Source organism: Streptomyces sp. NPDC031274 (genome assembly GCF_055570235.1).
Genome location: NZ_JBVIHP010000001.1, coordinates 86,923 through 113,412 on the forward strand (window position 1 = coordinate 86,923; position 26,490 = coordinate 113,412).

At 70.3% G+C, this 26,490-nt stretch carries 20 protein-coding genes and 1 pseudogene; 7 read left to right on the forward strand and 14 right to left on the reverse strand.

Annotated features, from left to right (window positions below):
- Positions 1-19 precede the first annotated feature (19 nt).
- From ACZ5CR_RS00470 to ACZ5CR_RS00495, 6 genes are all read right to left on the reverse strand, one after another.
- Entirely contained in the window at positions 20-1,285 is a 1,266-nt protein-coding gene (locus tag ACZ5CR_RS00470; RefSeq protein WP_468852119.1) for a GAF domain-containing protein, read from the reverse strand.
- A gap of 100 nt (positions 1,286-1,385) precedes the next feature.
- Positions 1,386-1,985, reverse strand: coding sequence for an N-acetylmuramoyl-L-alanine amidase (locus ACZ5CR_RS00475; protein WP_468852121.1), 600 nt, complete (start codon positions 1,983-1,985; stop codon positions 1,386-1,388).
- 40 nt (positions 1,986-2,025) lie between these two features.
- Positions 2,026-3,039, reverse strand: a complete 1,014-nt coding sequence (locus ACZ5CR_RS00480; protein WP_468852123.1) for an acetamidase/formamidase family protein — start codon at positions 3,037-3,039, stop codon at positions 2,026-2,028.
- A 379-nt stretch (positions 3,040-3,418) separates the two neighbouring features.
- The gene (locus ACZ5CR_RS00485; protein WP_468852125.1) at positions 3,419-4,834 is read right to left on the reverse strand and encodes a tetratricopeptide repeat protein; all 1,416 of its coding nucleotides are present in this window, start codon (positions 4,832-4,834) and stop codon (positions 3,419-3,421) included.
- A gap of 131 nt (positions 4,835-4,965) precedes the next feature.
- On the reverse strand, positions 4,966-6,198 hold the full coding sequence (locus ACZ5CR_RS00490; RefSeq protein WP_468852126.1) for an MFS transporter: 1,233 nt from the start codon (positions 6,196-6,198) through the stop codon (positions 4,966-4,968).
- Positions 6,198-7,136, reverse strand: a complete 939-nt coding sequence (locus ACZ5CR_RS00495; RefSeq protein ID WP_468852127.1) for a MerR family transcriptional regulator — start codon at positions 7,134-7,136, stop codon at positions 6,198-6,200. The genes ACZ5CR_RS00490 and ACZ5CR_RS00495 overlap by 1 nt, the downstream gene beginning before the upstream one ends.
- 208 nt (positions 7,137-7,344) lie before the next feature.
- Between ACZ5CR_RS00495 and ACZ5CR_RS00500 the strand changes: the two genes are divergently transcribed.
- Positions 7,345-7,746, forward strand: coding sequence for a cupin domain-containing protein (locus tag ACZ5CR_RS00500; RefSeq protein ID WP_468852128.1), 402 nt, complete (start codon positions 7,345-7,347; stop codon positions 7,744-7,746).
- 198 nt (positions 7,747-7,944) lie between these two features.
- Here ACZ5CR_RS00500 and ACZ5CR_RS00505 read toward each other — a convergent pair whose 3' ends face one another.
- Together ACZ5CR_RS00505 and xylB are read right to left on the reverse strand one after the other, a co-directional pair.
- On the reverse strand, positions 7,945-9,147 hold the full coding sequence (locus ACZ5CR_RS00505; protein WP_468852129.1) for an ROK family protein: 1,203 nt from the start codon (positions 9,145-9,147) through the stop codon (positions 7,945-7,947).
- Positions 9,148-9,175: 28 nt separating this feature from the next.
- On the reverse strand, positions 9,176-10,639 hold the full coding sequence (gene xylB, locus ACZ5CR_RS00510; protein ID WP_468852130.1) for a xylulokinase: 1,464 nt from the start codon (positions 10,637-10,639) through the stop codon (positions 9,176-9,178).
- A 193-nt stretch (positions 10,640-10,832) separates the two neighbouring features.
- Between xylB and xylA the strand changes: the two genes are divergently transcribed.
- Together xylA and ACZ5CR_RS00520 are read left to right on the forward strand one after the other, a co-directional pair.
- The gene (gene xylA, locus ACZ5CR_RS00515; protein WP_468852131.1) at positions 10,833-11,999 is read left to right on the forward strand and encodes a xylose isomerase; all 1,167 of its coding nucleotides are present in this window, start codon (positions 10,833-10,835) and stop codon (positions 11,997-11,999) included.
- 333 nt (positions 12,000-12,332) lie between these two features.
- Positions 12,333-12,578 (forward strand): hypothetical protein, encoded by a 246-nt coding sequence (locus tag ACZ5CR_RS00520; RefSeq protein ID WP_468852132.1) that lies wholly within the window; start codon positions 12,333-12,335, stop codon positions 12,576-12,578.
- A 69-nt stretch (positions 12,579-12,647) separates the two neighbouring features.
- Here the strand turns inward: ACZ5CR_RS00520 and ACZ5CR_RS00525 are convergent, their stop codons facing one another.
- From ACZ5CR_RS00525 to ACZ5CR_RS00535, 3 genes are all read right to left on the reverse strand, one after another.
- Positions 12,648-14,000 (reverse strand): esterase-like activity of phytase family protein, encoded by a 1,353-nt coding sequence (locus ACZ5CR_RS00525; protein WP_468852133.1) that lies wholly within the window; start codon positions 13,998-14,000, stop codon positions 12,648-12,650.
- 514 nt (positions 14,001-14,514) lie between these two features.
- Positions 14,515-15,837, reverse strand: coding sequence for an SWIM zinc finger family protein (locus ACZ5CR_RS00530; protein ID WP_468852135.1), 1,323 nt, complete (start codon positions 15,835-15,837; stop codon positions 14,515-14,517).
- Positions 15,834-18,701 (reverse strand): DEAD/DEAH box helicase, encoded by a 2,868-nt coding sequence (locus tag ACZ5CR_RS00535; RefSeq protein WP_468852137.1) that lies wholly within the window; start codon positions 18,699-18,701, stop codon positions 15,834-15,836. Before ACZ5CR_RS00535 ends, ACZ5CR_RS00530 begins: the two co-directional genes overlap by 4 nt.
- 248 nt (positions 18,702-18,949) lie before the next feature.
- On the opposite strand from ACZ5CR_RS00535, the gene ACZ5CR_RS00540 reads away from it, so the two are divergent.
- The 3 genes from ACZ5CR_RS00540 to ACZ5CR_RS00550 all read left to right on the forward strand — a co-directional run bounded on the left by ACZ5CR_RS00540 (position 18,950) and on the right by ACZ5CR_RS00550 (position 23,957).
- A complete protein-coding gene (locus tag ACZ5CR_RS00540) occupies positions 18,950-20,005 on the forward strand; it encodes a fatty acid desaturase family protein (protein ID WP_468852138.1) in 1,056 nt (351 codons plus the stop codon).
- A 142-nt stretch (positions 20,006-20,147) separates the two neighbouring features.
- Positions 20,148-20,330, forward strand: coding sequence for a hypothetical protein (locus ACZ5CR_RS00545; RefSeq protein WP_468852140.1), 183 nt, complete (start codon positions 20,148-20,150; stop codon positions 20,328-20,330).
- 192 nt (positions 20,331-20,522) lie between these two features.
- Entirely contained in the window at positions 20,523-23,957 is a 3,435-nt protein-coding gene (locus tag ACZ5CR_RS00550; RefSeq protein ID WP_468852141.1) for a hypothetical protein, read from the forward strand.
- A 22-nt stretch (positions 23,958-23,979) separates the two neighbouring features.
- Here the strand turns inward: ACZ5CR_RS00550 and ACZ5CR_RS00555 are convergent, their stop codons facing one another.
- On the reverse strand, positions 23,980-24,858 hold the full coding sequence (locus ACZ5CR_RS00555; protein ID WP_468852143.1) for a hypothetical protein: 879 nt from the start codon (positions 24,856-24,858) through the stop codon (positions 23,980-23,982).
- 116 nt (positions 24,859-24,974) lie between these two features.
- On the reverse strand, positions 24,975-25,253 hold the full coding sequence (locus tag ACZ5CR_RS00560; protein WP_468852144.1) for a hypothetical protein: 279 nt from the start codon (positions 25,251-25,253) through the stop codon (positions 24,975-24,977).
- A gap of 100 nt (positions 25,254-25,353) precedes the next feature.
- On the opposite strand from ACZ5CR_RS00560, the gene ACZ5CR_RS00565 reads away from it, so the two are divergent.
- Positions 25,354-26,238, forward strand: a complete 885-nt coding sequence (locus tag ACZ5CR_RS00565; protein WP_468852959.1) for an oxygenase MpaB family protein — start codon at positions 25,354-25,356, stop codon at positions 26,236-26,238.
- 9 nt (positions 26,239-26,247) lie between these two features.
- On the opposite strand, the pseudogene ACZ5CR_RS00570 reads toward ACZ5CR_RS00565, so the two are convergent.
- Positions 26,248-26,448, reverse strand: a pseudogene (locus ACZ5CR_RS00570) (PadR family transcriptional regulator); the annotation flags it as partial.
- Positions 26,449-26,490 lie beyond the last annotated feature (42 nt).

A 26,490-nucleotide genomic window follows, 5' to 3' on the forward strand; every position in this document is an offset into this window, starting at 1 on the left:
CGGAAGTCGACCGGCGGGATCAGTCCCCCTGTCTCGCGTCTGTCAACTCCGCGTTCAATGCGCGGAGGCGGGCCAGCACCGGTGGAGTCGCCCGTACCTGCGCAAGGGCACGCCACACCGCCAGGTCATCCTCGCCCCACGGGGTGTGCACCCAGTCGGTCAGGAGGTCGGGGTCGCGGCGTGCGATGAGTGCCGCCCGCAGCTGATCGGCGAGCCTGCGCCGCAGCCGCGCCACGGCAGGCGCCTGCGAAGCGGGCAGGAGCGGACCCGCGTACGCGGCGGCGGCCGCGGTGACCGCCCCTGAACCGAGCCGTCGCTCGACGGCGTCGACATCCGAATCGACGGGCACCGCGAGCCGGTACGGGCGCGAACTCAGCAGCTCCGGCCCAAGCAGCCGCCGAAGCCGGGCCAGTTCGGCCCGCAGGGTCACGGGTGTCACCGACTCGTCCTCGTACAGCGCGCACAGCAGTTCGTCGCCGGTCAGCCCCTCCGGGTGCCGAGCCAGCAGGAGGATGATCTCGCTGTGCCTACGGCTCAGCCGAATCTTGCGGCCATCTGTCAGCAACAGCGCCTCATCACGGCCGAGCGCGGTGAGCCCCACGATGTCCCTGGTCGTCACCGACGGCGCCAGCAGAGCCAGGTGGGACTCCGCCGCCCGAGCGACCGCCTGCACGAAGGCGAGGCTGTGCGGATGCGCGAGACGGTCACCTCCGGTGATGTCCACCGCTCCGAGCAGCCGCCCGGTCCGCGGATCGTGCACCGGAGCCGCCGCGCACGTCCATGGCTGGACGCGCCGGATGAAGTGCTCGGCGGCGAACACCTGCACAGGCCGATCCACCGCCACCGCCGTACCCGGAGCGTTCGTCCCCATCGCGGACTCCGCCCACCGTGCGCCCGGCACGAAGTTCATCCGCCCCGCCTTCTGGCGGGTCGCGGAGTGACCCTCGACCCAGAGCAGCCTGCCGTGCGCGTCGCACACCGCGAGAAGATGCTCACCGTCCATCGCGAACGTGCCCATCAGCTCCCGGAACAGCGGCATCACCCCGGCCAGAGGATGCTCGGCCCGATACGAACCGAGGTCCCCGTCGGTGAGCTCCACCGCCGCGCCGGTGTCCTCCGGGCTGACTCTGGCCCTGGCCGAACGCCGCCACGAGTCGGCCACTACGGAACGCACCGGCCGCGCGACCGTCCCAGCCTCGGTGAACCTCTCGTGCGCGCGTTGCAGTATCCGCATCCGCTCGGCAGGATCGGCACCCGCCTCCAGGGCCACCCATGGTTCGGTCAATTCGGCCTCCCGGGACGGCGATGCGGTGCTGCCATCGTCGCCCCCGTGAGCGTGCCCCGACAAGCGCCCCGACAGGCTCCCCAGCATCACCCGGGGTGTGTCAGGCGGAGTTGACCAGTCGGATGTAGCGCGTCCAGTCCCAGTGCGGTCCCGGATCGGTGTGGTCGCTTCCGGGCACTTCGACGTGCCCGATGATGTGCTTGCGGTCCTTGGGGATGTCGTACGTATCGCAGATGGCCGAGGTCAGCAGCGCCGACTGCTCGTACATCGCGTCGGTGAAGTACTCGGGCTTATCCACCCATCCTTCGTGCTCGATGCCGATGCTGCGGGTGTTGTAGTCCCAGTTGCCCGCGTGCCATCCGACGTTGCGTTCGCGGACGCACTGGGCGATGTGACCGTCCTTGGAGCGCACCACGTAGTGGGACGACACCTTCTTCGCCGAGTTCTGGAAGATGGCGAGAGTGTCGGCGTAGGTCTCCTGGGTGACGTGGACGATCACGTAGTCGACGGGGTAGGTACTGGGGCGGCTGGCGACCGTGTAGTTCGAGGTGCTCGCCGGAACCCACTGGGCGAGCGGGTAGTCGACCGCCTGAGCTCGGGCCGTGGCACGGGTGGTGGGGAGGAGCGCGGCAGGGATGGCGGCCAAGGCCGCTCCTTGCAGCAGCCTGCGCCTGCTGGGGAAACGTCTCGCTCGATCCATGGCTGGTCTACCTCTCGGTGGGGGGAAACAGCTGGAATTCTCAATGGGGCAGCAGCGTGGCCGTCTCTCGTAGTCGCGCGTGCAGTCCCCGGTGAGTTTCGCGCGCGGGCAGCCACTCCTTGCGGAGCTTGGCCACGCATGTGTAGTTGGTGTCGCAGACATTGGCGAGCGGCGACTCGACGGTCTGCGTCGCGAACTGGTAGGCGTCGAGCTCGCTGAAGCCGTAGTCGCGTACCAGCCATTGCACGAGGTCGAGTTGGGATATTCGGAAGGCGTCCTCAAGAGGTCGTGCCGAGCCGGTGGAGATGATGTGGGTGTCGGACTCCAGGCGCGGCCAGGGGGTGGCGATTTCTTTCAGGAGTTCGACGATCACGACTGTGTTCATGGCGCACTCGACGGCCACTCCACAGGTTTCTCCCTCGCCCTGCCGCGCGTGTCCGTCGCCGAGGCTGAGAAGTGCGCCCTCCACATTCACCCCGAGATAGCAGGTGACCCCGGCCCGCATCTCGGGAGTGTCCATGTTGCCGCCGTGCGCGTCGGGCACGAGGGCCGAGCGGACCTCCAGATTGGCCGGCGCGACGCCGACCGTCCCGTGCATCGGGTCCATCGGCAGCGCAATCTCGAAGTCGCCGTCACGTGCGCTGAAGTGCGCGGTCCGCCGGTCTCGGTCGAGCTGCCATATCCAGACGGTCTCGGGAAGCGGCGGCTGGAGCGTTGCGGTGGTGTGGGTGGAGGTGAGCGCTCCGAAGAGAGGAACCGTGGTGGACGCCGCCCAGTCCCGGGCCGGTTCGATCGACACGAAGTGCACGGCGACGGTGTCGCCCGGCTCGGCACCCTCGACATGGAAGGGACCGGTCTGCGGATTCAGATACGGGAACTGGCAGACCTCGGACACCAGATCCTTCTCGGAGCGCACGTTCCCCGCGAAGCAGTCCTCGGTGAACAGGTCGAGGACCGTACCCGGAGCGATCCGTGCCACGGGTGGCGCACCGCCGAACGTCCAGGCGAAATCACCCGGTTCGGGTCGCACGGTCAGGATCCGAGGCTGGCTCATGGCAGGGCTGCTCCGCTCTGTGGGAATCGGGGGTGGCCGCGTTGCTGTGGTCGCCGTGGTGGTCGAGGTTGTCGTGCTCTTCGGGATCGACGTACTCGTCGATATGGACGCACGCCGCCTTGGTATGTGCCCGGGATGGCGCCGCAGGGAGCGTCGTGTGTGCCACAACGCCAACGAGGTCGGGTTCACGTGGATCGGGGGAGCGTCTCGCGTGAATTACGTTACGGCGCTGGCTGGTTGAGGCGGAAGAGCCCGATCAAAATCTGTGTACGACACCGTGATTGTGGATAACTCGACCACCCTCGAGAGGGAGCCGGCGCTGGGCTCGGGCCTGGTCCCGGGCGAGACGAGCGAGATGAGCGAGATGAACGAGCCGTACTCAGCCCAGTGCAACCGCACCCACAGCGGCCTGTTCCTCCGCACGGGAGCGGGCAGTGGCCGCCCTCGACGTTTCTCCGAGCTGATCGGCCAGCCGGGCACGGGCCCGCCAGTTGTAGGGGCAGATGGGACGCAGATTGATGCGTTCGCTGAGCAAGGTGCGGGCGAGGTCGTGCAGGCCGGAGCGGATGGCTGCCTCCACCAGCGTGCGCTGGATGGCGTCGCGCTGCGCGTGGCTACCGCCGAAGGAGTTGAAGCGGTAGCGGATCGGGGCGAGCAACTCGACCACCCGGCCGTACTGCCGCTGCCGGTACGCGATGAGGGCGCGGGCCACCGGGATCCCGATCTCGAGTGTCATCGCGTGGTTCGATACGGCGGGATCGGTCCGGGAGAGCCATTGCTCACGGTCCTTCACCAGCCGTTCGGCATCGGAGAGCCGCCCGGCCCCCGCGTACGCCATCACCGCATGGACGTCGTTGAAGGCGTAGTAGGCGCCGTCCTCGCGCCCGGCCCATGCCTGGGCGAGTGCCGCCCAGCGGGGCTCGGCGTCGATGTCGGCAAGGAGCAGCCGCCACAGCAGAGCGGAGGCGTCCAGGAGTTCCATGGCAACTGCCTGCGACGCCTCGTTGTGCAGTGTGCTGTCGTAGACGCCGAGCACTCGTTCGATGCTCCCGGCCTCCAGGGCGTACAAGGCGTAGTGCCACGCGTTGTGCACGGAGAGGTAGTTGCCGTCGGCCCAGTCCTCGGTCCGCGCGTCCAGGTAGCGGATCCCGTCGCCGAACAGCCCCCGCATCTCGTACGTGTGGACGACCGCATGGATCCCCCACACGTCCCGCGGATGAAGTTCGACCGCCCGGAGCCCGATCTCTTCTGCATGGCCGTAGTGCCCAGCCTCTTCGAGTCCGAAGGCGTACATCCCCAGAAGTGGGCCGAAGTGCGGGTCGTCGCTGTCCCACGCGGAGAGCGCGCCACCGATTCGGTCGCGCAGCCGCTGGGCGTCACCGGTGAAGAAGTCGATCTGGTGACCGACGGCCAGGGCGAGGGCGTCGCGGGGGAACTCGGTGCTGATCTCGCCGAGGATCTCACCGGCCAGAAGCATGTCCCCGCCCAGCCACGCCTCGGCAGCCGCCGTGTGCATCCTCTCGCGCGGCGAGAGCCCGGCAAGACCGACCGCGCCTCGGAAGGCGCGGAAGGACCGCCGGGCCTCGGCGGCATCCTTCTCCTCGGTGCCGAGAAGCCCGAGGTAGGCGCCGAAGACGTGCGCCATGGTGGAATCCGGGGACGCCGTCGCCATCGCCTGCGCCTCGTCGGCGACTTCCCCACGGAAGAACAACAGCGCGTCGAGCGCCCGCTCGTAGTGGCACGCGGCTTCGTCGCTGGTGCCACTCAGGACGTGGGCATGCCGGTCCGTTTCCATCGCTGTCCCCTCTCCCGTCGGCTCCTTCCAGTCTCGCGATTCTGCCCGCGCGATACGAGGGCGACGCCCGGTTCACCGGAACGACATAATGCCGCGATGCGGGCTGCTGCTGATCTTGGACAGCGGCCCCGTCACGGCTGCTTCGTCCGCGTGTTGCAGCCGATGACCGCAGCCAGCAGGGTGACCGCCGGTACCAGCAGCAGTGCCGTCCTGCTTCCCTCGGCCACCGCGATGCGGGCGAACACCGCCGCACCCACCGCACCGCCGACCATGTCGACGCTGCTCAGCCAGGACATCGTCTCGGTGACGCGGCCGTCAGGGGCGAGGTCGCCGCCGGTCGTGCGCAGCGTCGCGAAGGTGCAGCCGATCACAAGGCCGGCCAGCGGACAGACCATGAGGACCGCGAGAGGCGACATCCCTGTGGCCAAGAGCAGCGCACCGGTCCCTGTCGCGAACACGCAGAGGAGCACGGAGATCTTCGGGCCGCGCGACAGCAGATTCGGTAAGGCGCCCATGGCGAGGCTCCCCAGGACACTGCCGACGGACAGGGCTCCCAGGTACAAGCCGGTGAACCCGGCCGCGTGATATGCCCGTGCGTAGATCGGCAACACCACATCCACCGCGGTCACCGCCATGACGAAGAGGGCATCTGCGGCCAGCAGGCGACGCAGGGGAGCGGATGCCAGAGGGCCGAGCCAGTGCCCGGACCGAGCTGTACGCAACGGGGGGCGCGGAGAGTTGATCAGCAGGCCAACCACAGCCGCCGTCAGCACCGCGACGACTGCGAACGGCGCGACCGGTGAGACCGAAAGGCTCAGCCAACTGGCGAGCACGGGGCCGGTGATCAGCGCGGTACCCATCATCGACGAGTCGAGAGCCATCGCCGTGACCAGCGTCCCGGTGTCCGTGGAGTTGTGCCACACCGATCGCATCATGACGGCGACCGGCGGAGCGCTCGCACCCATGGCCGCGGCGAGCGCCAGAATCGCGGGGACGGACCCGCCGCCGCGCACCACCAGGACCAGCACAAGGGTGGCTGTCAGAAACGCGGTAAGACAGCTCAGCAGGACCGGGCGGGGACGGCGCCGGTCGATGAGTCGTCCGCGCAGGGGAGCGGTGGCGCCTTGGCCCACCGCCAAGGCGCTCACCGCAAGGCCCGCGGTTCCGTACCCGTGGTCTTGCCCGACCAGGAGCAGCAGGCTCAGGCCGGCCATGCCGGGCGGCAGCTTCGAGGCGATACCGATCGCGGCGAGACGCCAGAAGCCCGGTACGTCGATCAGGTCCCGGTAGCTGGCGAGAAAACGTCGTGGCGCGGCATCGGTCGGTTCGACGGGGGCCGCGCAGATCGAGCTCTGTCGGTCCACTATCGGGGCATTCGGGCACGCAGAGCCCGGACAGCCCAGTCGAGCACCGGCGCCAGACTCTCCGGCGCGGGCCACCCGTTGATCACCGCGAGCAGCGACAAGTAGCGATCCCTTCGCGGGTCGTCCATGGTCTCCAGGCGGGTCATCAGGCGTTGGCGGAGGCCGGTGTCGTCGGGGAGGCCGAGAATGTGCGCGTAGTGCCCCGCGAGGGCCGTGACGACGGGCTCGGCTTCGGGCGAGGCCGGATCGGTGCTTGCCGCGAGGGCCGGCGTGACCTGCGTCCGGACCGCCTCGGCGAGGACGCGCGGCAGGCCGGTGCTGTCGTCCGGGGCGCGATCGGCCGCCAGATCTCTGGCCATGCCCTGCATGGTGGAGCGGAACCCCGGGTCCTGGAACAACTCGGCCAGCTCCACCCACGCCTCGACCTGCTCAGTCTCGGGGCTGTCGGGCAGCTCGGGAGTGAGGGAGCGGATGACCGCCGCGAAGGAAGGGTGGTCGTACAGGCCATCGAAGACGGTGTCCAGGAAGTCGTCGATCAGATGTTGGCGTTCGTCCTCGGAGAGCTTGGCCAGCTTGTGCATGAGATCCAATTCCTCAGGGGTGGACCCGCGCTTGGCCACCGCCGTCAGGACCGCGCGCCGCAGGCGCAGCACACGGATCTGCACCTCCAGCGCATCCGCGTGCGCCGCGGCGACCTCGGGCAGTGAGACCTCCCGGTCCACGACCTTCCGGATGGTGGGAAGGTCAAGACCCAGGTCGCGCAGGGTGCGTACGAGATCGAGGCGGGCGACGGCATCGGTGCCGTACAGGCGGTAGCCGGCCGGGCTGCGGTCGGCGGGCGGCACGATCCCCGCATCGGAGTAGAACCGGACGGTTTTGACCGTCAGCCCGGTCCGCCGCGCCAGATCACCGATCGAATAGAGCATGTCGCCGTTCATGTCCCCACCCTCATGTCTCCCCCTACTGGAGACGCAAGCCCCGTCACCTACGGGACGGAGTGCGGCATCTGCTGCTCCCGTGAACCGGTGCACACTTCGCTCATTCATCAGCGCGAGTGGTCACTTCCTTCATGAACAGCTTCTTGGACGTGCTGTGTTCCCGCGATGGACTGGTCCTCACGACCCCACGGCATCGGAGGAGTAGGACATGCCGCACGACGCGCAAGCCCTGATCGTCCACGCACGAGACGCGGAGGAAGTGCCTCTGCCCGGAGGCGGCCAGTTCCGTTTGCTGGAGGACAGCCGAGCGACCGGCGGACTCCTGGGGGCCAACCGGCTCGCCCTGCCCGCCGGAGCCGACGGCACGCCCCAGCACCACCACCAGCTGTCCTCGGGGCTCTTCTATGTGCTCGACGGCACCGTGGAGTTCCTGCTCGACGGCGCCCTGACGGCAGTGGGCAAAGGCGGCCTGATCGTGGTGCCGCCCGGCTCAGTGCACGCTTTCGGGGCGTCGGCCGATGGCCCTGCGGACTTCTTCGCCGTGCTCACGCCGGGGGGGGGGCGAACAGTCCGGGTACTTCCGGCAACTGGGGCGCATCGCGCTAGGTGAGGCAGGGTGGGACAGCATGGCGGATCTGCACGACAGGTACGACGTGCACTTCATCGGGGGACCGCAATGGCGCTGACGAGGAAGCGGGTCACAAGGAGCGGGCCACAAGGAGCGGGTCACAAGGAGTAGGGCCGCGAGGAAGCGGGCCACAAGGAGACAGCCGAACAGCTGCGTAGTGCCCTGGCGGACCGATCGACGCTATGCCACCGCACCCGCCGGATCATCCAGCACCGCCCGCACGACCGAGTGTGCGGCCCCCAGCAGGGGGCCATCGGAACCCAGTCCGGAGACAGCGACGTCGCACGTCGTGCCCGCCGTGCGGTGCCCCAACTCGGCTTCCAGTGAGGACAGCAGCCACGGCGCGAGCCGCGACAGTGCGCCGCCGAGCACCACCGAGCGCGGATCCAGCAGATTCACGGCACCGGTGAGCGCGATGCCCAGTGCGGTACCGGCACCGTGCAGCGCCCTTCGTACGTCCTCGTCGCCCTGCGCGGCGCGCTCCGCAAGCAGCCCGACGCGATCCGCGTCCGGATCAAGGCCGGCCGCGCGCAACACCGCCTCCTCGCCCGCGTACTGCTCCAGGCAGCCACGTCCGCCGCACGGACACGCCGGGCCGTCCGGCCACACCGGCACATGCCCCAGCTCGCCCGCGAAGCCACGCGTCCCGCGCAGCAGCCGCCCGTCGACGACCAGGGCGGCACCGATGCCGATCTCCGCCGATACGTGGAGGAAGTCCTGCGGCACCCCGTCGCCGAGCCACAACTCGGCCAGTGCGCCGAAGTTGGCCTCGTTGTCCACCGTCAGAGGCAGTCTGCCCGGCAGCAGTGCGCCGAGGTCGACGTCGTGCCAGTCGAGGTTGGGGGCGCGGACGATCAGCCCTGTGCCACGGGCGACGAGGCCCGGGACGGCGACAGCCAGTCCCGCCGGACGCAGCCCTGCCAGCTGGGCCTCACTGCTCACCTGCCGCACCAGGGCGATGAGTTCGGCCAGGACGGGTTCGGGGTCGCGCCCCCGGTTGTCGCCCTGCCGCACGGCACGCGCGCGTACCGCTCCGCGCAGGTCGACGGCGCACACCGAGAGGTGGTCGACGCCCACCTCGGCACCGATCCCGGCCGGTCCGCTTTTGCTGACCGCGAGTGCGGAGCCGGGACGCCCCACCTTGCCGGGGCGCTCGGGGCCCAGCTCGTCCAGGAGCCCGGAGCGGATCAACTCGTCCACCAGGGTGGAGACGGCGGCCCGCGTGAGACCGATCCGGGTGGCCACGGCGGCACGGGACAACGGCCCGTGCGCGGCGACGGCGTGCATGACGCGCGAGAGGTTGCGACGGCGCATCCCCTGCTGGGTATCGGGCAGCGGGGTTCCGGACGTGCCCCGGCGCGCGTCGTGCGGTGGTGCGGTCATGCCCCCGTCAGTCCCTGTTCTTCCGTCCTCATGGCCGTGTTTCCTCGCGGCCCGTGGCACCGAGCAGCGGCGCCGCGTCGGAGACTACCCCGGCGATCCGGGCGAGCGCCGACTCGTCGCGCTTCACAGGGGGCAGTACAGGCCCCTCGGCCGTACCCCAGCGCCGCGCGACAGCCGCCGGATCCTCGCCTGTGAGGAGGCCCGCGGCTTGCGCGGCGGCGCCGAGCGCGACCAGTTCCTTTGCCTCGGGCACCTGAACGGCCCGTCCGGACAGACGCCGCACGGTGTCCTGCCAGGCCGTGCCCCGTGCCCCGCCGCCGATGAGCAGGAGCGGAGCCGAACGGTCCGCGTCCGCGTCCAGGACCAGATCGAGTGCGCCGAGCAGCGAGTGCACGGCCCCGTCATAGGCCGCCTGCAGCACCTGCCCCGGAGTCGTGTCGTGCTGCAGCCCGTGCAGCAGCCCCGAGGCGTGCGGAAGGTCAGGGGTGCGCTCGCCGTCCAGATAGGGCAGCAGGGTGACGGTGCCTCCCGCCTCCACCGCCTCACGATCGAGGCTGAGGAGCGCGGCAACCCGGTCCACGGCCTGGGTGCAGTTGAGCGTGCAGGCCAGCGGCAGCCAGTCGCCGCGCGCATCGGCGAACCCGGCCACCGTCCCCGTCGGGTCCGCGGGGCGCCTGCCGGAGACCGCGTAGACGGTGCCCGACGTTCCCAGGCTCAGCACCGGGGTGCCGGGGAGCAGGCCGAGCCCGAGTGCCGCCGCCGCGTTGTCGCCGGTGCCGGGTGCGACCAGCGTGCCCTTGGAGAAGGGCAGCTCGCCGCTTCCACGCACGGTGCCGGCGACCTCGCCGGGGCGGACCACGCGCGGCAGCAGTTCGGGGTCCAGGCCCACCAATCCCAGGATCTCTTCGTCGTACGCCTCTGTCCCTGACGCCCACCATCCCGTGCCGGAGGCATCGCTCCGGTCGGTCGTGCCGCATCCCGTGAGGCGTTCCGTGAGGTAGTCGTGGGGGAGTCGCACGGCCGCGGTGGCACGGGCCGCCGCGGGCTCGTGCTCGCTGAGCCAGGCCCACTTGGTCACCGTGAAGGAGGGCCCCGGCACGCTGCCGACGCGCTCCGACCACGCCTTCGGGCCCCCCAGGCGGTCCACCAACGAGCGCGCCTGCTCGGCCGAGCGCACGTCGTTCCACAGCAGCGCGGGCCGCACCGGCCTGGACCGCGCATCCAGCGTGACGAGCCCGTGCTGCTGACCGCCGACCGATACCGCTGCGGCCTCGCGCGCCGCGTCGCCGCACTGGTCGAGCGCCGAGCGCAGGGCGTTCCACCACTCCTCGGGATCGCTCTCGCGGGCGGTGCCCGAGCTGACGCTGTGCGGCGCCTGACCGCTTGCCACCACCCTGCCCGTGGCGGCGTCGACGACCAGGACCTTGGTGGACTGCGTGGAGCTGTCCACGCCGACGACGAGGGGTCCGTCGGCTGCTGGCGCTGATGACATCGGGGGTCTCCGTTCCTGCGGCTCTTTCCGGGCACGCCCGGACTTCTTTCCGTCCGACCTTCCCAGGGATGCCTCCGGATACTAATTTGTTAAGTGCCATGACGAAATAGTCGCGGCAGCCGTACATGAACGGGCACGCAGTCGTGCCCGGGTCGGCCGCGCAGACGTGCACCAGCTATCCAGGGAGCCGCACATGACGTACCAGCCCACGCCTGAGGACAAGTTCACCTTCGGCCTGTGGACCGTCGGCTGGCAGGGAAGGGACCCGTTCGGCGACGCGACCAGGGCGGCCATCGACCCGGCCGACTCCGTGCGTCACCTGGCTGAACTGGGTGCCTACGGAGTGACCTTCCACGATGACGATCTGATCCCCTTCGGCGCCACGGACACCGAGCGCGAGTCGCACATCAAGCGCTTCCGGCAGGCGCTCGACGCAACGGGCCTCGTCGTGCCGATGGCGACCACGAATCTGTTCACCCACCCTGTCTTCAAGGACGGGGGGTTCACCGCCAACGACCGGGACGTGCGCCGCTACGCGCTGCGCAAGACGATCCGCAACATCGACCTCGCGGTGGAACTGGGTGCCAGCACCTATGTCGCGTGGGGCGGCAGGGAAGGCGCGGAGTCCGGTGCGGCGAAGGACGTGCGCGTGGCTCTCGACCGCATGAAGGAGGCATTCGACCTGCTCGGCGACTACGTCACGGAGCAGGGGTACGACCTGCGCTTCGCGATCGAGCCCAAGCCCAATGAGCCACGCGGTGACATCCTGCTGCCCACCGTCGGGCATGCCCTCGCCTTCATCGAGCGCCTGGAGCGTTCCGAGCTGTTCGGCGTCAACCCCGAAGTGGGCCATGAGCAGATGGCCGGCCTCAACTTTCCGCACTCCATCGCCCAGGCGCTGTGGGCGGGCAAGCTCTTCCACATCGACCTCAACGGCCAGACCGGCATCAAGTACGACCAGGACCTGCGCTTCGGGGCGGGCGATCTGCGCAGCGCCTTCTGGCTGGTCGATCTCCTGGAGAGGGGCGGTTACGAGGGGCCGCGGCACTTCGACTTCAAGCCGCCGCGTACGGAGGACTACGCCGGAGTGTGGGCGTCGGCGTCCGGCTGCATGCGCAACTACCTGATCCTCCGGGAGCGTTCGGCCGCGTTTCGCGCCGACCCGGAGGTCCAGGAGGCCCTGCGGGCATCTCGCCTGGACGAGCTGTCCCTGCCGACCGCCGAGGACGGCCTCTCCGGCCTGCTCGCCGACCGCAGCGCCTTCGAGGACTTCGACGTGACGGCCGCCGCGGACCGTGGCATGGCCTTCGAGCACCTCGACCAGCTGGCCATGGATCATCTCCTTGGGGCGCGGGTCTGATCGGAGGCTCCAACTCCGGAGGCGGCAAGTTCCGCACAAGGGCCGAATCTTGACCCTATCGAGGCGACTCTTGACGGTATGGCCATGCCGCCCGTACCGCCGCAGCCTCCCCCTCCGCCGGGTGACACGCCGCCTCCGGGCGACGGTGGCTTCGGGCCGCCCGGCGGAGGGTATGGACCGCCTTCAGGTGACGGGTACGGGCCACCCCCGGGCGCCGGGGGATGGCCTCCCGGGGGAGGCGACGGTGTGCCGCCTGGTGAAGGTGGGTGGCCGCCTCAGCCGCCGTCCGGAGGGCCCTCCGGACGAAGGAGCGGGCTGCTCACCCTGCTTGCCGTGATCATCGCGGTCGGAGCCGTCGTCGCGGTGTTCCTTGTGGTCACCAGCGGGGACGGATCCGACGGCAAGAAGGGCCCCTCCGGGACCAGCAAGAGCTCAGGCGGCAAGCCCACCCCGTCGCTGAGCATCCCGTCGGAGATCCCCTCGGAGCTGCCGACGGGGGTGCCATCGAATCTGCCCAGCAACCTGCCCTCGGCCCTCCCCAGCGATCTTCCGAGCGGCCTGGACTCTCTGATCCCGTGACGTCCGGACACATGAAGTGCCCCGCTATTTCACCGATCCGCTGTGCTGACGGGCGCCTCGGACGCGAGGTCAGATGCCCTTGGGTAGCCTCACGTACGTCACTGTCGTCTCCACGTCGCTGTCCACGAGCCGTCCGTCCTTGTCGAACGCCTCCGCCCCGTCCGTCATCCCGAAATCGTTGTCGTTGATCAGCGCCAGGGTGTGACTGTTCACGCGGGCCACCCCTTCGATCTTGTCTGGCACGCCGTCGATGCTGCCCAGATCGACCAGGAGACGCTTCTTCAGGACGGGTACCCTCGCGGCCGCCGGATCGTCGAGCTGCTCCAAGGAGGGCTTCGTGGCAGCGTCGTCCCACCGCTTGCCGAGGATGTCGGCGCTGCGGTCCAACCTCACCGTCTGCAGCCGCGCGGCCTTGTCGGTGCGCTCTTCTACGAGAAGGCGGTCACGGCCGACGGCCACTACGGAGGAGATCTTCAGCTCGGAGGTGTCGTCCTCGCCCGGGTCGACGACCCCCACCGCGTCGAAGCGGTACGCGTACTCGGCGGTGACCGCCTGCTTCTTGGGTGAGAAGCGCAGCAGACGCGTCGTGCGCGACGCGTCACCCGCGTCCTCGTCCGGGAGGGACAGCGGGCTCTGCACCGCCATCACCAGATCTCCGCCCGGGAGTTGGGCGAGCCCTTCGAAGCCGCGATTGCCCTTGCGGTGCAGCAGCACACCCGGCAGTGCCTCGACGACCGGGTAGTCGGCGCCCGACAGCTTCAGTCCCTGGGGAACATAGCGCTTGAGCACCTTCCCGCGCGCGGAGACGTGGACGAGCGAGGGCCCGTACTCGTCGATCAGCCAGAAGCTGCCGTCGTGCGCCCGCACGATGCCCTCGGTGTCCAGACCGTTCGGGTCGTACGTCAGGGCCGTCTTCGCGTCGTACGTGTACGGCGCCTCGTCGCGCCCCTCCTGGTTGGGCAGTCCGGTGACGGGCTTCCCGGACGAGGTCGTCAGCGGGAGCGCGTCGATGACCTTCACGGAGTCACCGGAGACGCGGACCTTCACGATCGCCGGATCGAACCCGGGGACGGGGAAGGTGCGCCGCTTCTTGCCGTCCACCTTGATCTGGCCGTTGGGCCCCCGGTCCGTGACCGTCCAGAATTCGCCCTTGCGGCCCGCCGGGTAGATGTCACTACCGATGCCGCCGAGATCCACACCGCGGTCGTCGCTCACTGTTCCGGGCAGCAGGGAGTTGCTGAACGTGCCCAGCGGGACGTCGCCCAGCGTCGCCGTCGAGGTGATCCGCGGTGCCTTCTCGTCGCCGCCGGTCTGGGCGCCCGTGGCGGTACCCGTCACCGCGATCGCGGCGAGCACGGCGAACGGCACGCCCGCGGCTACGGAACGGCGGACGCGACGCTTACGGGCGGCGTGCGGGGACATGAGTGCCTCCTGGGGCGCAAGTGTTCGGTGACCGGGATCAGACTTCGCCGTCGCCGCGAACGCAGGGAGGCAGGGAGGTGAACGCGAGGGGGCATGCTGACGGCGCCTCCCGCGAGGGGCAGGAGGCGCCGCCGTCACCCGCAGGTCGGTCAGCGGTGGTTGGGCACCTGGCCCTCTTCGTCCCCCTTCGTCTGGATCGCGCTGACGTACTGAATCAGTCCCGGACGGCCTTGCGGGACGGGGGAGTCCAGTCGCGGTCGGTACCCCCTGAACCGGTGTGATCCACACTCCCGGATGTCATGCTCGCGCTCAATCGCTGGTCAGGGGGAGTGCACGCGCTCGTGTTCCCGGCGCGTGTGTCAGCGGCTTGGATGCGCCGGTGGCAGCCGTGTGCATTCCGGAGATGGGGTCTGCTTCGGGGGTGTGGTCGGTTCCGGGCGGTCGCCGTTGTGAGGGGGGCGCGCCTTCGGTCTGGTGCGGGCGTATGGGGAGGCCCGCACCAGACCTGCCTGCCCTATTCGCCGCCGGTCGCCAAGGCCAGTGCCGTCGCGGGGTCATGGGCCGCGGGGCCCGCCGGGGTCCAGCGACCGCGCTCCTTGCGGTAAGGCCACCAGCGGCCGTCGGCCCCGTGCCGCAGCTGGGCGTCGCTCCCGACCACAGTCCAGCGATTGCGAGCCGCGCGCAGCCGCGGCCGCTCGTCGTCGTCCCAGGCCGCCTCCAGCGCCGCACGCGCGCGTGCCAGTGCGTCCGCCTCAGGCGTCCACTCCTCCTCCAGGACGGACAGCGCGGCTGTGCCCCCGTACCCCCAGGCCCGCACGGCCATCGCGAGCCCGTCCTTGCCGCGGCCGGCGGCGGTCGAGAGGCGCGCGGCCACCGCTGTCGCGGGAGCCGCGGCTGCTAGGCGTACAGCATCCTCATCCGGTGTCAGTTCCTGCTCGACCGGCTGCCGTTCGTGCCCGGGGGAGAGCGCCTCGGCCAGCATCCGGTGCGCCTCCACGGTCGCCCGCGCCGCCAGGAACTCGAGCGCTGCCACATCGAGACCGGGCGCGGGATCCGCCTCCGTGTCGAGGGCGGGCGGCAGGCCCGGCTCTGGCGGCAGCTGAGGGAGATCGGGCAGCGGGGGCAGGATGGCTCCCTCCGCGTACGCCTCGTCGGCGTTCACGCCCTCCTGTGCCCCCTCCTGCTCCTCCGCGGACGTCTCCTCGGCCTCAGTTTCTGCCACGCTGCGTACTTGCAGCGCGTCAAGGAGCTCGCGCTCGGCACGGCCACGCATGAGGAACAGCACGAACGGATCCTGGTCGAGCAGGCGGGCCACCTGGTAGCAGAGCGCGGCAGTATGCCCACAGTGGTCCCAGGCGTCGCAGTCGCACTGCGGCTCCAGGTCGCCGATGCCAGGCAGCAGTTCGACACCCGCTGCCGCCGCGTCCTCCACCAGGTGCGGCGGCATCTCGCGGTCGAGCAGCGCCGCGATGTGCCCGGCCCGCTCGACGGCCATGCCCAGGAAACGGTCCCATTCGTCCTCGCTGAGCCGCTGCAGCAGTACGTCTGAGCGGCGCGGGGTGCCGTCACGGTCGTGGACGACGGCGGTGATCCGGCCAGGACGCACCGAGACCGCGCCCACGGCTCCCGAGCGCGCGAGTCTGCGGCCGGACTTCAACTGCGCGAGGTCCAGTGCCGTGTCCTCGAGCGCCTTCAGCCAGGCCTGGCCCCACCAGCTCTGCGCGAACCCACGCCCGTGCGTGGCCGGAAGGGCGGCGAAGGTGCGTTCGTGCCCGCCCTCTCCATGGCGGCCGTCCGCGTGTGTGTCGCCGTTCGACTCGTCGTACATGTCGCTCATCGCGTCCCCCCTCGAAGCTCCACCAGATCCGACAGTTCGGCGTCGGTGAGTTCCGTCAGCGCCGCCTCGCCGGAACCGAGGACCGCGTCCGCCAACTCCCGCTTGCGCACCAGCATCTCGGCGATGCGGTCCTCGATCGTCCCCTCCGCGATCAGCCGGTGCACCTGCACCGGCTGCGTCTGCCCGATGCGGTACGCCCGGTCGGTGGCCTGCGCCTCGACGGCGGGATTCCACCAGCGGTCGTAGTGCACGACGTGCTCGGCCCGCGTCAGATTCAGCCCGGTGCCCGCGGCCTTCAACGACAGCAAGAAGACAGGGACTTCGCCGTCCTGGAAGCGGTCCACCATCGCCTCGCGCGCCGCGATGGGCGTACCGCCGTGCAGGAACTGGGACGGAGTGCCACGCGCTGCCAGGTGCTGCTCGATGAGGCGTGCCATCTGGACGTACTGCGTGAAGATGAGCACGCTCGCGTCTTCGGAGAGGATCGTGTCGAGCAGTTCGTCGAGGAGTTCCAGCTTTCCGGAACGGCCCTCGATCCGCGGCTTGTCCTCCTTGAGGTACTGCGCGGGGTGGTTGCAGATCTGCTTGAGGCCGGTGAGCAGCTTGACGATCAGGCCGCGGCGGGAGAAGCCGTCGGCGCCGGAGATTTCCGCGAGGGTCTCGCGCACCACTGCTTCGTAGAGGCCCGTCTGCTCCGCGGTGAGGGACACCGCCCGGTCGGTCTCCGTCTTGGGCGGCAGTTCGGGCGCGATGCCCGGATCGGACTTGCGCCTGCGCAGCAGGAAGGGGCGTACGAGCTGGCCGAGCCGCTCGGCGGCTGCCGGGTCCTTGCCGCCTTCGACGGCCTGTGCGTAGCGGGTGCGGAAGGTGCCGAGCTTGCCGAGGAGGCCAGGAGTCGTCCAGTCGAGGATGGCCCACAGCTCGGAGAGGTTGTTCTCCACCGGGGTGCCGGTGAGCGCCACGCGCGCGCGTGCGCCGATGGTGCGCAGCTGTTTGGCGGTGGCCGAGTAGGGATTCTTGACGTGCTGGGCCTCGTCGGCGACGACCATGCCCCACGGGGCGTGCGCCAGGCTGCCCGCGTCGAGTCGCATCGTGCCGTACGTGGTGAGCACGAACTCGCCGTCGGCGAGGTCCTCCAGGCTGCGCTGGGCGCCGTGGAAGCGGCGCACTGGGGTGCCGGGGGCGAATTTCTCGATCTCGCGCTGCCAGTTGCCCATGAGGGACGTGGGGCAGACGACGAGGGTGGATCCTGCGGACTCACTGTCCAGCTGCCGGTGCAGATGCAGGGAGATGAGCGTGATCGTCTTGCCGAGACCCATGTCGTCCGCGAGGCAGCCGCCCAGGCCCAGAGAGGTCATCCGGGCCAGCCAGTTCAGGCCCCGCAGCTGGTAGTCGCGCAGGTCGGCGGCGAGTGCTTCGGGCTGCCCGACGGGTTCCATGCCCTCGGGGTCAGCGAGACGTTCGCGCAGAGTGGCCAGCCAGCCCGTGGGCTGAACGTCCACACGGCGACCCGCCACTTCGGTGGTACCCGTCAGAACGGCGCTCAGGGCGTCGATCGGCGTGACCTTGTGGTCCTGGTGCGCGCGAGCGCGCCGGGCCTCCTCGGGATCGATGAGCACCCATTGGTCGCGCAGGCGAACCACCGGACGGTTGGCTTCGGCGAGGAGATCGAGCTCCTCGCGTGACAATTGCTGACCGCCCAGCGCGAACCGCCAGTTGAAGGCGAGCAACGCGTCGGCGGAGAGGTGCGACGGCGTGTCCGACGACGGCTTGTCGGGGTCCTTCGTGTCGTCGTCGGGCGGGCCGATGACCGCACGGGCGGTCAGGTTGCGCGCCAGCTCCTTGGGCCAGTGCACCTTGACTCCCGCGGTGGCGAGCACGCGGGATCCCTCGCCCAGGAGCGAGGTGACTTCTTCGTCTGCCAGCTCGACCGCATCGGGGACGGCGGCCGAGAGCAGCGGGGCGAGCGGCGGCCACGCGCGCGTGGCTCGACGCAGCGCGAGCAGGGCATCCATCCGTGACCGCGGCCCGAAGGCCTGCGCCGAGGCGCCGGAGCCCGCCCAGACCTCGGCCGCGTCCGCGACGAGCGAGGGGTCACTGACGCTGTGCATCTGCAGTACGGCGCGGAACGGCAGCCGGTTCCCGTCGGGAGTGTCCGACACCAGGCCGGGCACTTCGACGCGCAGCGAGATCCGTACGCCGGCGTCGTGCCCGGCGGCGACATCGGTGGCCCAGGGGCGCTGCTCGGGGATGCGCTGCGGCTGCGGAGAAGCGAAGGGCGAAGCGCCCGCGGCGAGTGTCGCGGCGGGGGTGCGCGGCAGCGTATCGGCCACCGAGTCCAGGAACTGGCGCAGCAGCCGCTCGGGTTCGGGCAGCCGCAGTGGTTCGGAGTCGTCCAGCGGGAGGGCGTGCGCGGCGGGCGGCATCGCGGCGGCGAGGTCGCGCAGACGCCGCAGGTCGTCTTCGCTCAGCGGGCCCGAGCGCCACGCATCGTGATCATTCGGCGTCAGGCCGGGCAGCAGCAGCCCGCGTGCGGCGAGTTGTAGCGCGAGCACACCTGCCGTGCCCCAGAACGCGGCCGTCGGATGAGCCCCGGTCATGGCACGCGCGCGTGTCAGGACCGGGAGCGCCGCGCGTACCGGGAGCACCACCGCGGAGATGTCGCTCAGCTGTGCTCCGTCGTCGCCGGGCACGGCGATGGTCAGTTCTTCGAGGGTGCCCGCGGAGCAGGTGGGCGGCGCGTCCCCTTCGGGCCGCCAGAAGGCGACCCGGCCGGTGCGTGCCGGGTCGGCGGATACGAACAGCACAGAACAGCGGGACAGTTCAGAGATCTCGGAAGGTGACGCGGCAGGGGGCCTGGGCACGGCGATGGCGCATTCCTCAAACTTGACTACTGGGTCTGGACCGGCCGAGAGTACAGCACGCCACGCCTAAGGCGTGAGTGGTGGTGCAGTGATCCCCGTCACGTCGCATCGGGGGTGTAGTTAACCCCCCATGCCGACGGTGCTGGCCCCCGCCGGAAGACGGGTGAAGGCGCCATGGTTGCCCCAGGTCACGGGCTCATACGTTGTGTCACGTCAGCCCGATCCAGTCAGAGACCGGAGACCTCACCATGTCCCAGGCCGCCGCAGCAGTCGCGGAGCGTTCCCCAGGCACCACCCCGAGGCGGCCCGCCGGGAGCGATTTCGCGCCTCTCCTGCGCACTGTCAAGGAGCAGGGACTCCTGCGGCGCCGCACCGGCTGGTACGCGCGCACCATCGTGGTCAACACCCTGGCGCTGGCCGCGGTGGTGACGGGCATGTTCCTCATCGGTGGCTCCTGGTGGGTGCTGCTCCTGGCGCCCGTACTCGCCGCACTGTGTGCCCGCACGGCGTTCATAGGCCATGATGCCGGGCACTCCCAGATCACCGGCGACCGCCGCGTGAGCCGCGCCATCGGCCTCGTCCACGGCAATCTCCTCCTCGGCATGAGCTCGGCCTGGTGGAACGACAAGCACAACCGTCACCACGCCAACCCCAACCACATCGACAAGGACCCCGACGTCGCCGCGGACGTTCTCGTCTGGACCAGCAAGCAGGCCAAGGTCCGCGTGGGCTTCCGGCGCTGGCTCACCCGCAACCAGGCCTGGCTGTTCTTCCCTCTGACGCTGCTCCAGGGCATCGCCATGAAGATCTACGGCTTCAAAGACCTGCGCCGCCAGTCCCCGCGCGAACGCGTCCTTGAGGGCCTCCTCCTGGTGGCCCACCTCGTCGGATACGTGACGCTCCTGCTCGCCACCATGCCGGTGGGCCACGCCCTTGCCTTCGCCGCCATCCACCAGGCTCTCTTCGGCCTGCACCTCGGCCTTGCCTTCGCGCCCAACCACAAGGGAATGGAGATGCCCGACCCCGACGGCGAGCGCTGGGGCCACCTCAGCCGCCAGGTCCTCACCTCGCGCAACATCCGCGGCAGCGTACTGACCGATTGGTTCCTGGGCGGACTCAACTACCAGATCGAGCACCACCTGTTCCCGAGCATGCCCCGCCCCAGCCTGCGGCGCGCCCAGCCCTTGGTCCGTGCCCACTGCGCCGAGCTGGGCATGCCGTACACGGAGGCCGGATTCATCGACTCCTACCGACAGGTGCTACGCCACATGTACGAGGTCGGCGAGCCACTGCGGGTCGAGTAACAGCGCCGGTACGACGTGCGGCTCAGGGTTGCGTCAGGGTCGCTCCTCAGGGATCAATCAGGGGAGCAGACTGGAACTGTGTGCGGCCCGAGGCCGTTTCTCAAGACAGAGAGCGGCAACAGCCGCGAAGGAGGCGACACACATGTCTAAGAACGCGAAGATCGCCGCAGGAGGTGTGGCGGCCGGCATCATCCTGTTGATCTGGCTGCCCTGGTGGGCCGCCCTCCTGATCGTGCTCGGGGTCCCGGCCGCGGCCTATCTGACCCTCGACCCCGGACAGCGGCGCAAGCTGCGCCGCGTCTCCCGCAAGGAGCTCGGCCGCTGACCCGCCACCCCGGACGGCGCTCTGCACCGGTGAGCGGACGCTCGATGAACTGGGGCTGACGGCTGCTCCGCTCGCGGTCCTGCCCGGGGCGGCTCCGCGAGCGGAAAACCCATTGCGCCCCAGCAGTTCGGCGGTGACCATGACGCATATGACTTCCCGAAAGGAGGCCCAGCGATCCCTCGGTGATCGCTGATGGCCGCATACGAGGCGTCGCAGACGCCCTCCTCCCAGCCTCAGCCCACTCCCGCGCCCCTGACATCGGCCTGGCTGAAGGCCCACTTCGACCTCCTGCCCTTCCCGGCCCGCATGAGCGCCCTTGCTCGCTACGCCCGGGCGCTCACCCCGGACGCCTACGGAACACTCCGTGACACCCTCGCCGCAGGCACCCCCGACGAACGCCACACCGGCCTCTTCCTCGCCGTCACCCGGCGCGACCTCACCACCGTCGCCGAGGCCCTGACCGACCCCCTCCTGCGCCGCCGCGCCCTCTCGGCCGCCATCCGGCTTCCCGTCCCGGACGCGGCCCTGGAGCAACTGGCGTTGAGCGACATCGGGGCGGCGCGGCACGAGACGTACCGCGTTCTGCGCCTGAGCCGCCGTCGCAGCCTCGCCGCACGCCTCCTGCCAGAGGTCTACGAACGGTTCGGCGCCAGGGACGCCTCCCTGCTCCTGCCCGCATGCCCCGCCGAGACGGCCGACGCGTGGCTGCCCCGACTCGATCCGCCCCCAGGCGTACTGAGCGCGCTGACCCGCACCGCACCGCTCGCCGTGGCCCAACTGCTCGTCACGCGCGGCGAGAGCCGCGCCAACCGAGACCACCACCGCTTCACGACCCGCAACCGCGCGATCGCGAGTCTGGCGGCGGAACGCGACCCTGAGGCCGGGCTGCTGCTCCTCGCACGCGCCCCCGATCTCCTGACGCCGCGAGCGGCTCGCACGCTGCTGCGACATCCGGCCAGGGCCCTCGAGATCCTGAGCGCAGCCCCGCCGAACCAGGACGGCTCTCCCCGCGAACTACGACCCTCCGCTGGGGTGCTGCCGCCCGCCACGCGGCGCGCCCTGCTCGAACTCCCGCCCGCGGACTTGGTGGAACTCGCCCGTCGCTGCCCCGTGACGCAGCCACGACACAGCGGACCGGGACGTCACGACATCGGACCGGACAGTCTCCTGGTCCTGCTGCCCGCACCGGAACGCCGCCGCCTGGTCGAGGAACGCACAGCCCGTCGCCGCTCGGTGCGCAGCATCCCCGTAGCCACACTCACAGCCCTGGCACCGGCCGACAGGGCAGCCCTTGTCCTGCCCTGGGTGGAGCGCTGGTCGCGTCAGGAGTGGACATCGAGCCGCCTGGCCGTCGCGCTCCCGCTCGCCCAGGGAGAACCGATACTGCGCGACATGGCGGGGCAGCATCGAACCCACCAGCGCCTGATGGCCTGGCCCGCTCTGCTCGCCTGCGCGGAACTCGAAGGCGACCCGGACGAGTTCGCGCGGATCGCCGGGGACTGTGAGCGGGCCTGGCACGACCAGGAGGAGGTGCGCAGGGCCGCCCTCCAGCAGCTCGCGGGGGCGCCCCCGCATCTGCTCATGGCGCTGCCCGACCGGGTCCTGCGTGACGCGGCGCTGACCACCGTCCAGTCCCGCGACTCGACCACCCATACCCTGGCCGCGGCGGAGCGGCTGCTCCGCCGCGCCGCGGAGAGCGCTGCGGCGAAGGGCAGACTCGACCGGGCGGCCTATGCCACGGATTTGCTCTGCCACGGCGTGTCGGACCCGCGCACACGCCACCCCTTCGTGCCTCTTCGCATCGGCGGGGAAACGGCGCGTGCCGTCTGGGCCGCGGCATCGCCGGGCACATCAGCGCGCCCCGATCTGCTCACCGCCGTCGCGGAACTCCTCGCCCCGCACCTCGCCGCGCTGCCGAAACTCGACGCTCTGGTCCGCGCCACGGCCTTGGAGTCCGACGACCCGGACATCGCAGCGCGCGCGGCGGCCGCCTGGACAAGGCCGACGGCGCTGCGGGAACAACGCAGCGCCGAACTGGTCAGCCGAGACGCCTCATTCGCATCCGTACCGGTCATCCTGCGCACCGTCGTCACCCGGCGTACCGACCTGCTGGACACCGTGCTGCTCGCCGCCCGAGAAGGACTCACCGGTCGCGTACGCCCCCGAGCCGCTCCCTGGGCCGCGGGGCCGCCCCCTGGCGTCATCGGCCGCTGGCTGCCCGAACAGCGCCACGCGTGGGACGAACACCACGCGCGCGTGGCCGCCGACGAGCTGGCTCCACTGCGTACTCGCGCCGACGCGGCAGCACAGGTGCGCGCACCTGCGCCGCTCACGGCGCTCGCGGAGTCGGCACCACAACCTGTCGCCGCGGCGGCACTTGGCGCCCTGGGTGACGTTCTCGGCGTGGCCCATCACAGTGCGTCCCACGACGGCGCACCGCCCGGCGACGAGCCGCTGCTGGGTGTCCTGCTCCGCCACGCCGCGACGGGCGGCGTGAGGGGGCGGGCGGCCATGGCATCTGTCCGCCGGCTCCTGCGGGAGGTGCCGGACCCGGAGGCAGTCGCCCTGCTCGCCCCCGTGGCCTGTGCGGCGGATGCCCCCGTCGGCACCCGCAAGGAAGCCGTGCGAGCCCTTGGCGCACTCAGCGGTGACGTGGCGTTCGACGCCCTGGTGGCTGCCTGGGACACCCCGCGTCAACATCGCGACGTACGCGCCGTCGTGGCGGGCCACCTCCTTGCCGCGATCGACCGCCCCGCCATCGCCGATCGTCTTGCCCGGGCGGCCGACGAGCCCGCCGTACGGGAAGCGGTGGTCCACGCGCGCGTGGGGGCCGTGCACGAATCCACGGGAGAGGCCTACGCCGACTTCCTGGCACGTCTGGTGAGGGAAGGCGACGAGGAAACCGTCGTCGCCGCGTGCCGCGCCCTGTCCGCCTGGCTCACACCGGATTCGGCCGACGCCATGCGCGTCGTCGCCGACGTCGCCACGGCCCCGGGGCGATGCCGAAGGGAGTGGGACGTGGCCGCACAGCAGTTGGCCTGGTTCCCGCTGGGGCCGGTCGGAGGGCAGATCCTGAGGGGCGCCATCCGAGGGCTCCAGGAGCTCGCCGTCACGCCGGACCCGCAGGTGCGCGCTGACGCGCTCCGTCGTCTCTCGGGCGTCGTTGAAGCCTTGCGTGTCCGGCGGGGCTCTGCCCAGACGCTTCTCATCGCCGACGCCCTGGCCCTGTCGATGCACGCGGTGGGCCTGTACACCGATGAGGCAGCCCTGACATGGGACACGTCGTTGGCCGCCGTGCGCCACGGCGAACACCACGCGGCGCGCTGGGAGCGGCTCCTCGACCTCGTCGAGGAACGCCCCGAACGGCTGGCTCTGGGAAGCGGTTTCCAGGTCCATGTCGAAGCCCGAACGCCTCGCGCGCGTGCGGCACTGCTCGCCGCCGCCCGGCTGCTGCGCGAGCGCGGGACCCCGGTGACCGGGGTGATGGCGCTCGCCCTGGTGCGCGTCGGCGGCCGGGCGGCGTCGTGGGACGAGACCTGGCGGGCCGAACTGGTGGCCCTGCGCGATCACGCGGACCATGACACGGCGATGGCCGCGTTTCTGCTCGACCCCGAGCAGGACCACTGACGGGGTCACCGGAGCAGAGGGATCAGTTGGGGCGTACGGCCATCTTGTCGAGCGCGTCGAGGAGCCAGGGGAGTTCGGGGCCGCGCCCCACCGGCAGCACCTCTCCCGGCTCTTCGTCGAGGAGCACGAACGCGATGTCGTCGGTCCTGGCGACCATGGACCAGCCAGGACCGTCGGCACGCAGGGTGCGGGCCTCTCCGGAGGCGAACGAGGATCGTACGCGGCCCAGGGGCGGCGGCGTACTCACGTACGCCCGTGCTTCCGCCAGGACACGGCGTACGCCGGTGAGCGGCCCCTGATCGGCCTCGGCGTCGGCGTCACTCCTCTCCGGGCGGGTGTCCTCGCCCTCCTGAGCAACGCCTTCCTCCTGAGCCGCGCCAGACTCGGCACCGTCGCTCAAGAAGTCCGCGTCGTCGAGCTGCTCGCGCCACGCCGCCCACTGGAGCGCGATCTCGTCGGCGCCGAGCCGTCGCTGAGCCGGTCCCCACGAGTCGGACTGAGGAGGAGAGAGCGGCTTCTCGTCCGGGTACTCGGGGTCGGGGTCGTGAGGCGGGGGCACATTGGGCGCCGCGACGGCGACCGCGAGTGGCCAGCCGGGCAGTGCGGCGACGACCGTACGCTCGTCGGGCGACAGGTCGTATTCCATGCCGCAGTCCCAGGAAGCGATCGCGACGGCCACGAGTGACACGTCGTCGACGACGACGGTCCACCGGGCGCCCGCACCGTCCTGACCGAGCACGAGACCGTACCCGTCGGCGAGCGGCGCGAGCCCCAGAGCCGTGCACGCCTCCGGATAGTCGTCGCCGAGCACGCTCGGGAATTTCGCGGGCGTCAGCAGCACCGCGGTCAGCACGTACAGCGCGTCGTCCTCGGCGGCGACAGCGTCGTCCGTTCCGGCCATGCCAGCCTCCCCATCGCTTCATCCGTCGGCGCACCCTAACCACAGGTTCGGTTGATCGTCGAGGGGTGCATGACCAGGAAACTCTCCCGTACGCACCAGGAACTCGCACACGGACGTCAGGCGGCGGGCAGGCCGAGGAGCGTACGCGCCACGTCCGTCGGAGACTCGTCGCGCTCCCTGGCGAGGGCGATGACCGCTCGACAGGCGAGTTCGCTGATGCCGAAGGACAAGGCCTCCGGTGAGACCCAGTCCCTGGCTTCGTCTATGCGGTCCTGGTCGTCCTCGGCGCATGCGGCCACGTATACGGCGGCCGCCTCGAAGAGGTTGTGCGGGCGCTGCTGCTTGCTGCGAACAGCGTCGTCCGAGCGCCAGAACTTGCGGAGCTTGTCGAACATGTGGGCCACCTTCCCCCGGTTCTGGATATCACTGATGACCACTCATCTGCCTTACTCCAAAGTAGAGTTTGAGTCCCGACGGCAGAAGGGGGGCCGGGTGGTGAAGCGCTATGACCGGCTCAAGGAGATTCGGCGTCTCGACCCGGAGAAGGACGCCCTGACGATCTACCGGCTCAGCGCGACGTACGAGTTCCCTTGGGACTACACCCGAGCTCTTGAGCTGGCGCTCTACCGCACATACGCGGTGCCCAGCATCGGTCGGCTCCTCGCCGAGACGGCGGAACTGACGGGCCGTACGCAGAAGCGGTACGACGACACGGCCCTGCTCCTCGACACCGTCGTAGAGCACGGTTTCGGCACGGACGAAGGCCGCACGGCGATCCGCCGGATCAACCAGATGCACCGTAGCTACGACATCTGTAATGAAGACATGCGCTACGTGCTGTGCACGTTCGTGGTGGTGCCCAAGCGCTGGATCGACGTCTACGGATGGCGGAGATTGTCTCGCCACGAGACGACCGCGGCCGCCGTCTACTACCGAACCTTGGGGCAGCGCATGGGGATCCAGGATATCCCGGACTCCTACGTAGCCTTCGAGAAGTGTCTCGATGCCTACGAAGAGGCCCACTTCGCGTGGGACGAGGGTGCGCGCAAGGTCTCCGACGCGACCCTCGATCTCATGGCCTCCTGGTACCCACGCCCTCTGGCGCCCTTGTTGCGGGTCTCGACCCTCGCCCTGCTCGACGAGCCCCTTCTGCGCGCCTTCCGCTACGAACCGCCGGGCCCCGCCACCCGCACGCTGGTCAGGCGAGCGGTGCGGTTGCGCGGCCGAGCCGTGCGCTTGATGCCGCCCCGTACCGCACCGCACTACGCCCGGCAGAACTGGGAGATCAAGGGCTACCCGAAGGGATATCGGGTCGGCGAGCTCGGTACGTTCCCGGTGCCCGGCGTCCGGGGCTGCCCGGCCCCGCACACGGACGAGTAGGCGGACGCTTCAGCGCAGAGAGCTCAACGTCCTCCGCAGGCAGGCGAGTTCGGCAAGGCTTGTCGCGCGGGCGATGGTGAGGGTGCCGCGTCGGAACGGATCGTCGAGATCCTCGGCGCGCAAAGGGGGCTCGCCGTCGCAGAAGAAGCTGGCCGGCTCCTCGAGGAAGGCAAGGTGGCGCTCGAGGACGGCGGCCTGAGTCTTCGCCTCGGCTGTCGCCGGACGACGATAGCCGTCGTCATCCCCTCTGCG